The sequence below is a fragment of the Agrobacterium tumefaciens genome (assembly GCF_005221325.1).
Lineage (GTDB): Bacteria > Pseudomonadota > Alphaproteobacteria > Rhizobiales > Rhizobiaceae > Agrobacterium.
Genome location: NZ_CP039893.1, coordinates 185941 through 200476 on the forward strand (window position 1 = coordinate 185941; position 14536 = coordinate 200476).

The window sequence follows — 14536 nt, forward strand, 5'->3', positions numbered from 1 at the left end:
AAACTCAACAATGGAGTATAATCGTCCACATTTCCGACCGACATATGTCAATTTCTTATCCGATTCTCAGCTAGCCAACTCCATTCTTACCGGCTCAAAGGAAGCGTATTTAGTGTATCTAAATTCAACCCTGGCAAGCGCTCAGAAATCGTGGGCGAAATTCGTCATAAGAGATGGGTGAAGACAGCCGACGTGAAATTAGAGCATTTTTCTCAAGTGCCATGTTTGCACGGTCCCGATTTCGACAGTCTAGATTCTGTTCTTCCTGACAGTGACCTACTATATTTTTACGGTACGTCACACGAAGTTCAACAATTTGTGGAGTGCGGAAACTTTCTGTGCGCAGACGTCTTAAGATTTGTGGCGTGTACTGAATCGCCGTACGCGGAGGGAGTAACAGCCCAATTCATACACAATTGGTATAACAGGATTTTACCAGGTTCTCGGCTTTCATTGCATGATGTGGGGGCGTTTTTCGCGTTTCTCCCGAGTGTATCCTTTTCCAGAACGATCCACACCGTGGTCGAAATCCATGGCGCAAGAGTTCGAAAGTTTGTTTGTCCGACACCAGGTTCATGGTTTAGAGGTGAAGTTGTCGCGTTTGGAGCGGCGTTTCCCCCGCCGCCTGAGGTCCGACCAACTGCTAGCTTTGTCAAGTTTGCAAAGCGCTCTGGGTGGGACTACTTTAATTGTTTCCAGTGTTAGATTGACAGTGCGGCCGGATATTTAATAATACTGTATGTTAAGACGCGATTCTATTTTAATAATTTGATGTCTTGTTTATATTATGTAGAATTATTTTCTGGTTTACCTGCGATAATCCAAATTTCTAAGAATCGGATGTTGGTTTCCCTTTTCTAGTTTATGAAACGACATTGTTAATCGATTAAAGTTCACTCTGGATTATTTGGTTGCGATACAAGAAATGTCGTAGCATGAAATTAGTAAAACGTTCTGTCGGAAAATAATTATCAAAAGTGCGTCTACGATTAGAATAACATGGTCTCAACAGTAATGATTATTTAATTAATACATAACAAAGCGCAACCATTATAAGGATTGCTAGAACAACACATACACAACGAAAACCACAAATACAAAGGACACAGTAGGGAAAAATTTATTGTCACGTAACTTATCATAGTTTGGGCCGGACAGGCGGATTTGGTTGAGGAGGAGATCTTCTCTTATCCCTTGTAGCAGTTGTAGTACTCAAATTTTCCCATGTGCAGGAGCGGATCATTCATTGTTTTGTTAGTTGCATTCGCTATGGCCGGAGCCCAAGGCGTCAGAAAGGCTTGGCACAGCAGTGGACCCAAGATCTTCAGGCTTTCAGGGTCTATGCCTGAGGAGTCTAGGTGCTTTGTATCTATTATCTCAAAGCTCACCTCAAGATCCTGGGCGACTGTTTCGAAAAAAGTCTCCACATCGAGCATCCTACCTCGGCTTCCATCTTCTGGAATGATCAGAATGTAACGCGCAGGAGTATTTGGGCGCACGGTCTCCAAGACACTGTGGAAGAAGTCACTCGCCTGAACGACATGAACATCAAGTCCTAGCTTTTCCTGCAGCACACAAAGCCCGTGCACATGCGAAGCAAGTACAGCAGATCCTGAAGATATGAAGTAAAGGGGGACTTGCTCCTCGAAATCTTTGGCAAATTCCTCCCCCATTGTCACTCCTTTCTTTGCCGCGTGAAACAGGGCGGCGGGTAGCGCTTTTAGAGATGACGCCAAAGCTGGCATAAAGCTCCAACTCTCCTTCATTTCCAAAATGCCACCCAGAAATGAAGACATCAGCATGTGGGTTGCGTGGAAGGCTTGGGTTGTTTCTCCGATGAAGAACGCAGGGTGCCCAAATGAGGCGAGAGGTGCGTCTTTGTACATCGTGATAACGACAGTTCTGCAAGCCCTCCTTTTCAAAAGCTTGGCTGCTTCGACGGTCTCCCGAGTCCTTCCAGATTTGGAGGATAAGACCACTAAAGTATCTGAAGCACCTGCCATTGAGGAGTTGGTGGTCAGCATATCTACGAACGCAGCTGAGGCGTGACTGTCATAGTGGAGGTTCTTTGCAACATTAACAGCATAGGCCTTAAGACTGTTAGCGATGGCCAGCCCTGCGCCAGCGGAGACGAACAGCACCTGATTGAGTCCGAATGAGGCCAAGCGCCCAGCATTTGCAGCTCCCTCAAGTTGCGTCAGGATGGGCCCCAACTGTTTTGCCATCTCTTCCGCGCCGTTGGAGTGAGGTGCATAGAGTAAGTCCATTGGGTGAAATATTGGTTGATTATAGCAGCGTTTATAATATTGTTTTATATATCGGATGGTTATGGATATCTAATCCAAGCAGACAGATATTTATAGTGTTAGAAATGTAAAATGTGTCCACTGCTCAATGGTGCGCGTGCTTCTTTTTCGTTTTGCTTTTGCGATATTCGCGCGCTTTTTGACTAATGTGTCATTCCGTGTTACTTTGTATAACCTTTAGTCAAGAATGACTGCTTACTAGACAGCATTGAAGAAAGAAAAATAAATGGCGGGAACAGAGTTTTATTTGTAGATGCACGAATGCAAATTAGTTGAAATTAAGAAAGCAGCTTTACGTGACGATCTGTGTCTCGGGTTACGCAATCAACCTTAGACTCCTAAGTCATTGCGACGGCGAAGAACAATACAAAACTATCATAAACGAATATTGTACGCGTTGGTTAGTTTTTAAAATAAAATCCAACAAAATAATAGATGTAGATTTTACGAAATTTTAATATCCCATTTTTTTAATTGTAAACGCCAATTTTCTTTTCACCTTTGGAGGACAGGCACGCCGTCTACAATCATTTCTTGCTCTATTATTTCTGCTCACTTTTAGTCAAAAACGTCAGCGCCCAAATTCTAAAAGGGCCGAGAAAAAAACATCGGCGTGGAATTGTGGGGGCGGATTGTTGTCCAACGAAAGGAAATAAATAATACAAAATTTGGAATAATGTACTTCTCGCTTTCAAACTTGCGTCAGCCATTACGTACCGCCAGTGGTGATCTCTGAATAAATAGGTCACAGAAATAAGAAAAATTTAAACCTTTCATATTGAGCACTTTTTCTCTACACCATTGGAAACTGCCATTTTTTAATACTCCGAAATGACGATATCTCAGGCTTTTCTCGGCTCCGCGAAGGCCCCTACTCTTATCCAAAATTTTTTTTTCGTGCGCCATGGTGCGACTGACCTCAATGAGCAACACAGGGTGGAGGGTGGTGAGAAGCTATGGGGCGTACAAGGCTCTGGCACGAATATAGGTCTCAACAAAAAGGGGGAACTCCAAGCTCTCTTGGCGGGCAATGTCCTCCGTACTCTTCCAGTTGGCGAGATCGTGTGTTCACCTCTTTTGCGTGCGCTACAAACCGCTTTTCTCGCTAACCCAGGTTGCACCAATTTCAAAATTGGAACCGATCTTCGAGAGCGCCATTTCGGCATCAATGAAGGTGGCTATGGTCCACGTCAGATGTTCGAGGAGAACTACCCCGACTGTGAAGATACTCAAACCTTCTCTATCCGAGTAGCCAATGCCCTCCACTATGCACGTGGTGAAAACGTTCTTTTCGTTGCTCACGGATGTGTACTCAGGGTGATTGCAGCGTTGCTCCGTGTTGATCTAACTGATGAGCATACAGCAAACGGGCGGGTCCTTCACTTCAAATTGGATGCTGGGAACTGGTCAGTGCATCTCCTTCAAAGTCCCGTGATCATGGTCAGTGGCGCAACGCGTGGTATCGGAAAGGCTATTGCGGAAAACCTCATCAAGCATGGCTACCGCGTGAGCCTTGGCGCGCGAAACGTAAAAGACCTAGAAGATGCTTTTGGAGATCAGAATGAAGCGCTTATCTACGCGCTTTTTGATGCACAGGATCATAACATGATGAAAGATTGGGTGAACCAGACCTACGAGAAATTTAAAAGGATCGACGGCCTCGTCAATAACGCTGGATCTGGTGAACACGTGAACCTAGAGAAAGAAATCGACTACGAGCAGCTTTCAAAGCAGTGGGAAACTAACTGTGTGGCTCCTCTCCGTATGACTGAATTGTGCCTACCTTACCTAATGAAAGCGGGTTCCGGTCGCATAGTCAACATCAACTCCATGTCCGGTGTCCGTGTGTTAAATTCGTTGGTTGGCTATAATATGACCAAGCATGCTTTGGGAGGGCTTACTAAAACAACTCAATATGTGGGATGGGAGCATGGAGTGCGAGCAACCGATATATCACCGGGTTTTGTCGCCACTAACATGAGCCGCTGGACAAACCTAGTTGAGCGCGAAAACATGATTCAACCCGAGGATATCGCGAAGCTCGTTCGCGAAGCAATTGAGCGCCCCAATCGTGCCTATGTCCCCAAGGCTGAAGTGCTATGCATGAAAGAAGCAACTCGTTAATTTTTATCTTTGTAAGGCGATGACGCCATATATCCAAAACAATAATGTCGGTATCTTGTGATCGCGCGTCGATTTGCATTGTGCGACAAAACTATGTATTTCGTGTTTTTCTTAGTTTATCACAATAAATATTGAGCATTTAAATATAGATTAAATAATACTAAAACAGCAATGATACAAGGAGGTTAACATTCAAGAGAAACCATATTGGCCCTAAACGATAAATCATAATAATTATTTCAATTTGTATTACTTCATAGATTAAACAAATGGGCTGCTGTAGTGGCCCCGTAATTATCTGGACACGACCACCCAATTAACAATTGTGCGAGATATTGTGCCCATTATGACTATTAAAATCCAAAGACAGAAGTTCTCGACGGGCCGGACCGCCGCCGTTGCTGGTCGACGGAAGAAAAGCTTACCCTCATCCAGGAAACATATCAGCCGGTCCTACGATGATCATTGTTGCTCGTGGCAATTAGCCAAACCAATTGTTTACTTGGCGTAAGCTTGCTACCCAAGGGGCTCTGACAGCAATGCGGCGAGAAACGATGTCGCTCAGGCGGCCGAATATCGTGCCCTTTACAACCAGGTCAAGGGACTGTAGCGCTTGTTAGGCAAGAAAACGATGCAAGGCGAGACTCTTAAAGCGGGGCTTGAGATCGCCACAGGCCCAAAAATTACCTATTGCGCTCGCTGTCGTTGCCGAAGGAAAGTTCCTTATGACGGCCGTGTCCGAGACTTTAGGTATTGCCCGGTCAAACAAGACTGAGCGAGTCAAACAGCCCCTCGAAGGTTCCGTGGTCAGCCGCCGCTCGTGGACGATGATCCCATTGATGGAAATCGAAGCAATCATTTCCGAGATGAAGACCTATGGATATCGTCGGGTTCATGCGGTCTTAGGCATTAAAGCCCACAATGAAAGCCAACCATGATCCAACGCTAAACGCGTCTATTGGGTGATGAATGTACACAGCTTGCTTTTTCAACGCCACACACGACGATCGGATGGATCACCGACAACAGCTCGTGTCATCAGAAGGGACACGAAATCGTTGCTGATGGACATCGGAATGGAGCCTTGCACGACCCCGGTCCGCAGCCCTTAGTCAAACGTAATGGCAGTAGCCTTAGTCAAAACTTTAAAACGTGATGACGTCGCGGTCAATTCCATGCCCAACTTGGTAGTGGTTAGAGCATTACAACACGCTTCACCACCACAAAGCTTTGGGATATCAGTCACCGCGCTAGTTCTTAAATTTCATACAGAAAAATTGATCTTTCCGATGGTGTTTATGGGGCAACTCCAAACGAAGTTGGGCTGATCATATCGACAAACAGGATTATTGTTGAGCATTTTTCCTGTGGTAAATCGCCGCCATCAATCACCAATCGTTTTTTTGGTAATATATTTTCACGCTTTTCGGATTGAGCGTGGGGCTCCCTGCTTTTCGCCCGACAGAGCTGCTATTGAAAAAATGCTTTGATGAGCTCTGATGTGCGGTTCTCTCGAGCCTTCTTTGTCTACTACTTAAAAATAGTCTTAACGGGGAATCGAAAACGCATCGAAGACTATTCAGCGTGAAGTTTGCCAAATGATTTCACAGGAATTTTGATGTATCCGGCTGGCAGGATATATGTAGTTGTAATTAGGTTGCGTGAACACATTTCTGCATTTGTTTTTCTGTTAACATGTTAAATCGTGCAGTAACATATCTATGCATTCGATACACCTGATACGCCAAGGCGAAATATTGCGGATGAAGTGACAGACTTAACTACAGGTTAAGCTCCGGCGATTTCGGCAGGGGTGGCACAATGGCTTGTTTTGGGGCACCAAGAGTAAGTTGGAAGCGCTAGCCTGCCCGATCTATGATGAGAATGGCGAGTGATTTCGGTCTTATTTTGTGTCGTCGCATCACTGTCGTACAATGACATTAGGAAAGCTGCTGTTTTCGACAGCTTCGGACATGTTGCACTATGTCAAGCCAAGCAACTTTTTCTCGAAAACCGAAGCGAAATTTGCCAATTATCCGATTTGCCGCCAGAGAGAATTGAGTACTTTTCGACGGTCGTCCGTCTATCTTTTGACGAGGGATAAACCCGATGTGAGCTTTTTAGTAAATGTGCTGGCATCAGACAGGGGCGTGCTGCCGGAGGCTATGTTGGATCCCTCTACCTACGCCACGACGGCGTGGTGACGCAATCTCTCGAGCAGCGCCGAGCGAGGACGGGGTTACCAAAGCACCACCACGTTCAGGAAAGCTGCGATTTTGACGTCTTGATCGTCGCGCCGCGGACATACCGCGCGTTCAAGGGTTGGAAGGACAGATTGGCGTCACGCATACAAGCATACCGATCTCGTTGACAATCAGGAGACTTGGCCGGTTGTCTTTAGACCTCACCTTGCGGCCATGAAATGCCGCAGTCCGAAGAAACGCGCTAAAAGCTCACTGAGAAGTGCTGGTTTACCCAATCCCGATTTGTTCGATCATTTTTTCATGCGGATCATGTCCTCCCCGCATCGCTGACACTTCAAATAAGGACAGTTGCCGAGACCGATCCTACCATTTTGTCCGCCATGGCTATAGCTAGAAGCATGCGTGGCTTTCGCGTGGGTATGTTTGAAAGCCACGATCCCGGTATGTCGCCACCGCGCCCTTTACAATGCACGACGGGCATCGCACCGGTGATCAATAGTCGTGGGTTGTCTCTGACATAGACAGTGAACGCTGCAACTCAAGGCCTCGAAGTTCCTCCCAAGAAGGCCACCGGACGCCTTCACACGGGTCCGCCCAAAAGCGTCCGGTGGACCTTCCCGGGGAGGAAGATGGTGGCACTTGATGTGCCACATGTGCTCATTCGCACCGATGCGATCGACGCAAATTCCGTTCAGGCCGGATGCGGATATCCGAATGCTCCGGCCCATTCACATGCTTTGGCAGCGGCTGCCGCCGCGTGGGCCAACGCCGCATCCAGGCCAGCGCCGTTGATCCGGGCAGCAAGAAAACCGCCAATAAAGGCGTCTCCGGCTCCCATGGTATCGACCAGTTTAGCCTGCACGATGCCCTGACGGATTACGCGCTCGCCATCGCTATAGACGGCGCCGCGCTCGCCCTGCGTTACGCAGATCGACGAGGCGCCCAGAGAGTGGATCTCTCTGATGAAAGTCTCTGTTTCAGCATCTGAAAGATCGGAGCCAGAAAAGAATGCGAGAGTCGTCACCGGGCAGATGGCAGCCAGATATTCACGATCGCGTCCCGTTGAAAAGTCAAAAGACAGCTCTTTCGATACAGCCCGGATACGGGGCAACTCTGGTTCGAGGTAACTGAAGCAGGAGGAATGGACGTGTCCACGACGCGAGATCAGATCAAGGTCGTCGACATCCATGCGTAGCATCAAACGCCGGCGGAGGCCGCCTTTATTGGATTCCAGAAAGACCCTGTCGCCGTCCACGATATTTACTTTTGCCTTGCCTGTCTCACCGACAGCCTGACGAAGATGCGTGTCGGGTATGCCTTCCTTAAGGAGAGAGGATCGAACATGTGCGCCTTCCTCATCATCGCCGATGATTCCGATATAATCGACCCCATCAAGACCAAACCGATGCGCGAGAACTGCAACATTCAGCGCGTTTCCGCCGGGATAGTAGACCTTTTGGTCGAGGTAGAGATCGACCACATTGTCGCCGATACCGACGAGTCCTGGACGACGGGAATTGGTGTTGGACATTACGAAAGCTCCCACCTCAAATCACGGCGCTTAATTAGAGGCTGTTGGGGTTCAAAACTGAACTCGATTTGCAACTTAACGACGGAAGTGTTTGGTGGACCGATAAACGGCCCACCAACTGATCATTAGTATTCAAGCTGCCACATGTAGCGGCGAACGGTCAGTGGATGTCCCTTTGCGTGAGCGAGCTTTACTGCATAGGCACGCAGGACTGGCTGGAAGATGAGGTGTGCGACATATTCCTGCACGCTTTCCGGCACCTTCGAGATACCGAGGTCTTTTACATCCAGGACAGTCACGCGCTTGCTGTACTGCCCGGCGAATGCCAAGGCACGCTCATCGACGACGCGCGAAGGACCGACACCGATCAGCTGAATGAACGGTACGTCAAAGTCGGTGACCTCAAACGGGCCATGGAAGTATTCGCCGGCGTGGATCGCAGCCGAGTGGATCCATTGCATTTCCTGCAGGATGCAGATGGCATAAGAGTAAGCCGTGCCGTAGTTGGCGCCGGAGGCCATCGTGTAGATAACGGCTTCTCGCTTGTGCGCTTCCGCGAAATCGGCGATTGCAGAGGCGCGCTCCTTGACGACCGTTGCGGCGATGTCGTCGATGGCCGCAAGCGCCCGGTTCAGATCACCAACCTTCTTGTTGCCTTCACGCGCTTCGAGGATACCAAACGTGAGACGAACGAGAACGGCAGCCGAATGAACAGACGAGATTGTCGTCGGCTCATGGGTGTAAGTGACGGTGTATTCGGATGCGACATCAAGCGGGCTCCCCAGAACGTGGGTGAGAGAGATCGTCAATGCGCCAGCTTTGCGGGCAATCTCAGCCGCTTCTACTGTCTCAGGCGTATTACCAGAATGGGAGCACAGGATCACTACCGACGACTTTCCAAGACGCTTCGGAGAGCGGGCCTTGAATTCGGCGGCGTTGAGAGCGATACCGTTAATCTGTTCGGCTTCGCGCTCGACGACGTACTGGCTAGCCAACATATGAGCATAGGACCCACCGCAGGCGACAAAGAAAATGTCCGTGACGCTGTCGCGCGCTGCAACGGCTCGCAGTGCATCTGCGATCAGGCTGTCGGTTGTCTTCGTGGTCATTTGGATTTTCCTTTTAGTTGACTACAGGTTGGAAGGCACACTTCGGGCGTCAGCTGGCTCATTCGGGCCAGTCAGGGTTGACGCGGTTTGAAGATTTGTCCGATCACGATCAAAAGGATCGAGACGGCAATCAGGCACGTCGAGATAGCGGCAATCGTCGGATCCACCTGGTCTCGAAGTGCATTGAACATTCGCCGGTTGAGGGTTGCCCCGGAGCCGGTCGATATGAACATCGCAACGACGACCTCGTCGAAGGATGCGAAGAAAGAAAAGAGCATCGCGGAGATCACCGAGAACTTGATCTGCGGTAGGGTCACCGTGAAGAACGCGTAGGTACGGGATGCACCGAGGCTTCTTGCGGCCAGCTCCTGTGTAGCGTCGTACGACGCAAGCCCGGCTGTCACGACGATCATGACAAATGGGAGCGCAAGTGCGGTGTGCATGAGCGTTAGACCCAGTGTCGTATTGACCAGACCGATCCTTGCAAAGACAAACAGTGATCCGATGCCTAAGAGAATAATCGGGACTGCCATCGGCAGAGCAAAAAGCCCGAACAGAATGGTGCGACCGAGTATCTTGCCAGCCCAGAGGCCATAGGCGGCCGCTGTCCCGATGATCGTGGCGAAGGTCATGGACAGCAAAGCGACGCGAACGGAGATGAAGGTCGATCGCATCCACTCGCTGGACCCGAAGTAGTTTTCGTACCAGCGCAGCGACAGCGTACGTGGAGGGAACTCAAGATAGTCCGAGGCTGAGAAGGACATCGGGATCACGATCAGCGTCGGAGCCACCAGGAAGATTCCGGTCACGATGGCAAGCGCATAAAGCCACAGACGCTGAAGATGGGTGATCTGTGTTCTCGAAGCGGGTCGAAGCAGCCAGTTCATCGCAGCACCCCCTGACCGGCCTTCTTGGCGATAACCGATGCGACGATGATGAGGATGACAGTGATCAGGAGCAGTACGACACCCAGCGAACTCGCCGCACCCCAACTCGAATACAGTCGAACGTTCGCATCGATCCGCATTGCCGCCATGATCACGCGACCGCCGCCAAGAACCGCGGGCGTCACATAGAAGCCCAGGCATAAAACGAAGACGATAAGTGTTCCAGAAAGGAAGCCCGGAAGTGAGAGCGGGAAATAGATATCGCGGAACGCCCGAGCAGGTGTGGCGCCAAGATTTGACGCCGCCGCCATCAGATCGACGTCGATCGCCTTCATTGAAGCATACAGAGGAAGCACCATGAACGGCAGCATGATATGCACCATGCCGATAAGCGCACCGAAAAGGTTGTGGCTCAGTTCAAGTGGGCTGTCGATGATCCCCATCTGCATGAGGGCGTGATTTATAACGCCCTGGTTCTGCAGCAGCACAAGCCATGCATAAGTCCGAACCAGAACCGCGGTCCAGAAGGGAAGCAAGACGACGAGAAGGGCTGCATTTTGATAGCGTTCGGGAAGTTGAACGAAAAGATATGCGAGAGGGTAACCGATTGCGGCCACGATCAGCGTTGTGTAGAGCGAGACCGACAAGGTCATTCTGAACACTTCGGCATAGATCGGTGTCGTCCAAAGACGCTCATAGTTTTCGAATGTGAAAGCGCCCTTATCAATGAAGGACAGATAAACCATCACTCCGAGCGGCAACACAATAACGGCCAAAATCAACGCTGCGCCGGGCAAGGCCAGCGAAGTGAGTCCGAACCGTTCGAGGCGACCTGCGCGATGCAGTGCAGCTTCGTTCTGGCGTGGAATGACAGGAAGCGAGGCACTCGTCATGCTACTGCCTCCTCATCGTTCGCGACAATAATGGTTTCGCTTTCAGGAAGTGCGACTGTGATTTTTGCACCGACCTCCGGAAGATTTGCGTAGCCGGCCTGAGTGAGATGGCGCCGAATGGTGATCAAAATCCCGTCCTTAAGCCGGACGAAAATCAAACAGCTGTCGCCCTGGAACAGGATTCGTTCAAGGGTTCCGTCGAAGTGATTGCACCCATGATGTTGCTCTGGAGAGCTGACGATCTCCAGTTTCTCCGGACGAATTACCAGGAGACCTGCCTTGCCGACCGCTGTGCTCGAGGCAATCTTGAGTGCACTGCCGGCATAGGTATGCGTGGAGTCTGTTATGCCGACGGGTAAGAATGACGACTCGCCCATGAATGCGGCGACGAAGGCGCTTTTCGGAGCATTGTAGATGCGCTCCGGTGTGTCGATCTGGGAGATCTCTCCGCCCCGAAGAACGGCAACTCGATCGGACATCGTCAGAGCTTCCCGCTGGTCATGCGTGACCAGAACGGTTGTCATCCCGAGGCGCTCGTGCATGGCTCGCAGTTCAACCTGCATCAACTCGCGAAGGTTCTTATCGAGCGCCGACAGTGGCTCATCCATGAGCAGGATTTTCGGCTTCGACACGACGGCGCGGGCGAGTGCGATGCGCTGCCGCTGGCCGCCGGAAAGTGCCGCAATGTTCCTCGAACCGTATCCTTGCAATTGAACTGTTTCGAGCACTTCATCCACTGCCGTTTTGATCTCGGACTTCGAGCGACCACGGATCTTCAATGGGTATGCAATGTTGGCAAATACGTTCATGTGCGGGAAGAGCGCATAGCTCTGGAACATCATGCCGATACCGCGGCGATGCGGTGGCTTGAGGACGATCTCCTCTTCGCCAAATTTGATCGATCCATGATCGGGCCGAATGAACCCTGCGAGCGCCATCAGAAGCGTGGTCTTTCCTGATCCCGAAGGGCCGAGCAACGTCATAAACTCGCCGCTCTTGATGTCGAGGCTGACTTTGTTGAGGGCCGTCACAGGACCGTACGTCTTGGTGATATCCGTAATGGAAATCGGCAACGACTGCCCATCAACAACGCCCGCTTTGGGTGGAGCTATATTATCTGGTTGCGGCAATGGACCGTCTCCCAATTCTCGTGGTGCTACGCCAAATGACTTGGTTTCGAAGTGGCGACGGACGGGCCGCCGCCACCTCGATCTGATCACTTGGCCAGGAGCATGCTGTCGAACTGTTCAGAGAGGGCCGTGCCGTTCTTGCCCCAGAAGTCGACGTTCGCCGGGTACTGGAGCTTCGTATTTTCCGGAGAAGACGTCAGACGAGCGAGTGTCTTTTCGTCATACGTGGCGTAGGCCTTTAGGTTCGCGCCACCATATGCGATGTATTTCGGAAGATCCTTGATGTATTCAGGCTTGGAGATTTCCTTAATGAACTTGATGGCATTCTCGGTGTGGGGCGCGTCTTTCACGACCGCGTAGCAATCGTTTTCCAGCAGGCCGTCCTGGTAGTTGATTTTGAAGGGCGCGCCGGCGTCAATCGCAGCTTGAAGACGACCGTTCCAGCCGTAGATCATGTCGACTTCGCCGTCTTTTGTCAGCTGAGTAGCTTGCGCACCGCTATCCCACCAGATGGCGTAAGGCTTGAGCTCCGCGATTTTATCGAACGCGGCCTTTTTACCTTCGTCGGTCGAGAGGAAGTCGTAAACTTCGGACGGCTTGTGACCGAGGGCGATCACTGCCGCTTCAATATTGCCGCGAGGGCTACGGAACAGACCTCGTTTGCCGGGGAACTTCTTGACATCCCAGAAATCTTGGATGGTTTTGATAGCGCCCTCGCCGTATTTCTTGGTGTTGTAGGCAACCACGGTCGAGTACACGCTATTTCCGACGCAATAATCGTTCACCGATCCCGGAACGAAGTCTGCCCGGTTGACGATGTCGGAAGGAAGCTTGATGATAGTGCCAGCATCGACAGCGAGCTGGACCTCACCCATGCTGAGCGAGATGATATCCCAGCTGACCGCACCGGCATCGACCTGCGCCTTTGCCTCAGTCCAGCTCTGCGAAGTATCTTGTTCGACGTCCCAACCGAGCGCCTTGGCTGCCGGATCCCAAAGTGCCTTTTTCGAGGCTTCCTGAGATAGGCCGCCGGGGCCGACGATGACGACGTCCGCAGCCTGTGCGGAGGCGGCCAAGCCGGAAACGATCAGAACAGATGCGGCAAGAGCCGCAAGGCGATGGCGTATGGCATTCATGATTTGAACTCCCCTTTATGGATATGTGTGCCGGGTGGCCTATACCAATGAGATACTCGCCGCCCTCCACTCCCGTTTAAAGGAGGACGATTTCATAGCTCAGGCACCTGAATATCGGTACTTGGCGACGATTGCCGACAAAACCAGCAGTGCCAACACACAACTGGTCTATCTCGCTTGACCTGTTGGTGTATACCAAGCTACGGACCGAACGATTTGCTGTCAACAAGATTTTTCGCGAAGGAGAGGTTTGTAGGTAAAATATGCCGTCGATACGCTGCTAAGCGCCGTTGCCAGGCAGCTTTCCCTCGACCATCATCGTAACTGGGGAGGTGGCCTCAGCGGTTCTTTCTCCACGGTTTTCGATAGAGAAACTCACATAATCGGGGTGATTCAGGGAGCGGAGATGCTCGAAGGGAGTTTCATCCGACGTGACGCTGACGCTCTCCCATTTCAAGACCGATGCCCCCGCTTGCAGGTTCAGGAACTCTGCCTCTGACGCGGTCGCTTTGTGGATGCTGATGCGTGAACTCCTGTTGTGCAGTTTGTGCAGCGTGAGTTGGTACGTGTTTCGCAGGTGAGCGTAGAGCGACTTGTTTTCGATGACGTCAGCGGCGGAAAGGCCTGGGACCATCTTCGCCGGGATCTGGCTGAATTCAACGCAAACAGGGATGCCGTCCACGGTGCGTTGCCTCTGGATCGAGATGATAGGGTCCCCAACGGCTATGCTGAGCTTGGCGGCTACGGCCTTGTCTGCGACCTTGCGTTCGAAAAAGAGCAGCTTCGAGCCGGGGACGTGGCCCGCTTTCTCAACAACGTCGGAAATGCTGTAGGCCACGTAGTCGCTGATTGGCCGGTCAAAAAGGCGATCGGGAAGATATGTCCCGCTCGTTCCGCGGCGCTCCAGCACGCCGCTCTGGACGAGACGGTCAATCGCCTTTCTCATCGTCACCCGACTGGTTCCAAATTTCTGGGATAGCTCCCTTTCCGATGGAAAGCGGCTGCCCTGCTCAAACTCGCGTCGTTGAATCGACTGCAGCAGCTCCTGCTGCAGTTGAATATACATTGGTTCGGTGTCCAAGGGCTTTCCAGTCCAATTGGTATGCATGTCGAGGTTCATGGTTTCCATTATCGGCAAAGTTTTCTTGTTGGCTATCAGAATTGTGGTCAAAGGGCGATTTGCTGCGAATGCACGCTGTTGGATCAAGAAATTAGT

Annotated in this window: 11 protein-coding genes and 1 pseudogene; 4 read left to right on the forward strand and 8 right to left on the reverse strand. The window is 50.9% G+C overall.

Features of this window, described 5'->3' with window-relative positions; genetic code table 11:
- Positions 1–177: 177 nt before the first annotated feature.
- Positions 178–705, forward strand: coding sequence for a RolB family protein (locus tag CFBP5499_RS30970; RefSeq protein WP_158523316.1), 528 nt, complete (start codon positions 178–180; stop codon positions 703–705).
- Positions 706–1187: 482 nt separating this feature from the next.
- Here CFBP5499_RS30970 and CFBP5499_RS29675 read toward each other — a convergent pair whose 3' ends face one another.
- A complete protein-coding gene (locus CFBP5499_RS29675) occupies positions 1188–2225 on the reverse strand; it encodes an SIS domain-containing protein (RefSeq protein WP_158523315.1) in 1038 nt (345 codons plus the stop codon).
- Positions 2226–3137: 912 nt separating this feature from the next.
- On the opposite strand from CFBP5499_RS29675, the gene CFBP5499_RS29680 reads away from it, so the two are divergent.
- The 3 genes and pseudogenes from CFBP5499_RS29680 to CFBP5499_RS30980 form a co-directional block, all read left to right on the forward strand.
- Entirely contained in the window at positions 3138–4430 is a 1293-nt protein-coding gene (locus tag CFBP5499_RS29680) for an SDR family NAD(P)-dependent oxidoreductase (RefSeq protein WP_080830648.1), read from the forward strand.
- A gap of 725 nt (positions 4431–5155) precedes the next feature.
- The gene (locus tag CFBP5499_RS30975) at positions 5156–5368 is read left to right on the forward strand and encodes a hypothetical protein (RefSeq protein WP_371507042.1); all 213 of its coding nucleotides are present in this window, start codon (positions 5156–5158) and stop codon (positions 5366–5368) included.
- Between the two features lie 99 nt (positions 5369–5467).
- Positions 5468–5684: pseudogene (locus CFBP5499_RS30980) on the forward strand (IS3 family transposase); the annotation flags it as partial.
- A 1641-nt stretch (positions 5685–7325) separates the two neighbouring features.
- Here the strand turns inward: CFBP5499_RS30980 and CFBP5499_RS29695 are convergent.
- From CFBP5499_RS29695 to CFBP5499_RS29725, 7 genes are all read right to left on the reverse strand, one after another.
- On the reverse strand, positions 7326–8165 hold the full coding sequence (locus tag CFBP5499_RS29695; RefSeq protein ID WP_080830646.1) for a PfkB family carbohydrate kinase: 840 nt from the start codon (positions 8163–8165) through the stop codon (positions 7326–7328).
- A 125-nt stretch (positions 8166–8290) separates the two neighbouring features.
- Entirely contained in the window at positions 8291–9274 is a 984-nt protein-coding gene (locus CFBP5499_RS29700; RefSeq protein WP_080830645.1) for an SIS domain-containing protein, read from the reverse strand.
- Positions 9275–9345: 71 nt separating this feature from the next.
- Positions 9346–10161 (reverse strand): ABC transporter permease, encoded by an 816-nt coding sequence (locus tag CFBP5499_RS29705; RefSeq protein ID WP_080830644.1) that lies wholly within the window; start codon positions 10159–10161, stop codon positions 9346–9348.
- Positions 10158–11054 carry an ABC transporter permease gene (locus CFBP5499_RS29710; RefSeq protein WP_080830643.1) on the reverse strand — a complete coding sequence of 299 codons (897 nt, stop codon included), beginning with the start codon at positions 11052–11054 and terminating at the stop codon, positions 10158–10160. Before CFBP5499_RS29710 ends, CFBP5499_RS29705 begins: the two co-directional genes overlap by 4 nt.
- Positions 11051–12184, reverse strand: a complete 1134-nt coding sequence (locus CFBP5499_RS29715) for an ABC transporter ATP-binding protein (protein WP_233284303.1) — start codon at positions 12182–12184, stop codon at positions 11051–11053. The genes CFBP5499_RS29710 and CFBP5499_RS29715 overlap by 4 nt, the downstream gene beginning before the upstream one ends.
- A gap of 86 nt (positions 12185–12270) precedes the next feature.
- Entirely contained in the window at positions 12271–13320 is a 1050-nt protein-coding gene (locus tag CFBP5499_RS29720; RefSeq protein WP_080830642.1) for an ABC transporter substrate-binding protein, read from the reverse strand.
- Positions 13321–13600: 280 nt separating this feature from the next.
- On the reverse strand, positions 13601–14491 hold the full coding sequence (locus tag CFBP5499_RS29725; RefSeq protein WP_158523314.1) for a GntR family transcriptional regulator: 891 nt from the start codon (positions 14489–14491) through the stop codon (positions 13601–13603).
- Positions 14492–14536: the final 45 nt, after the last annotated feature.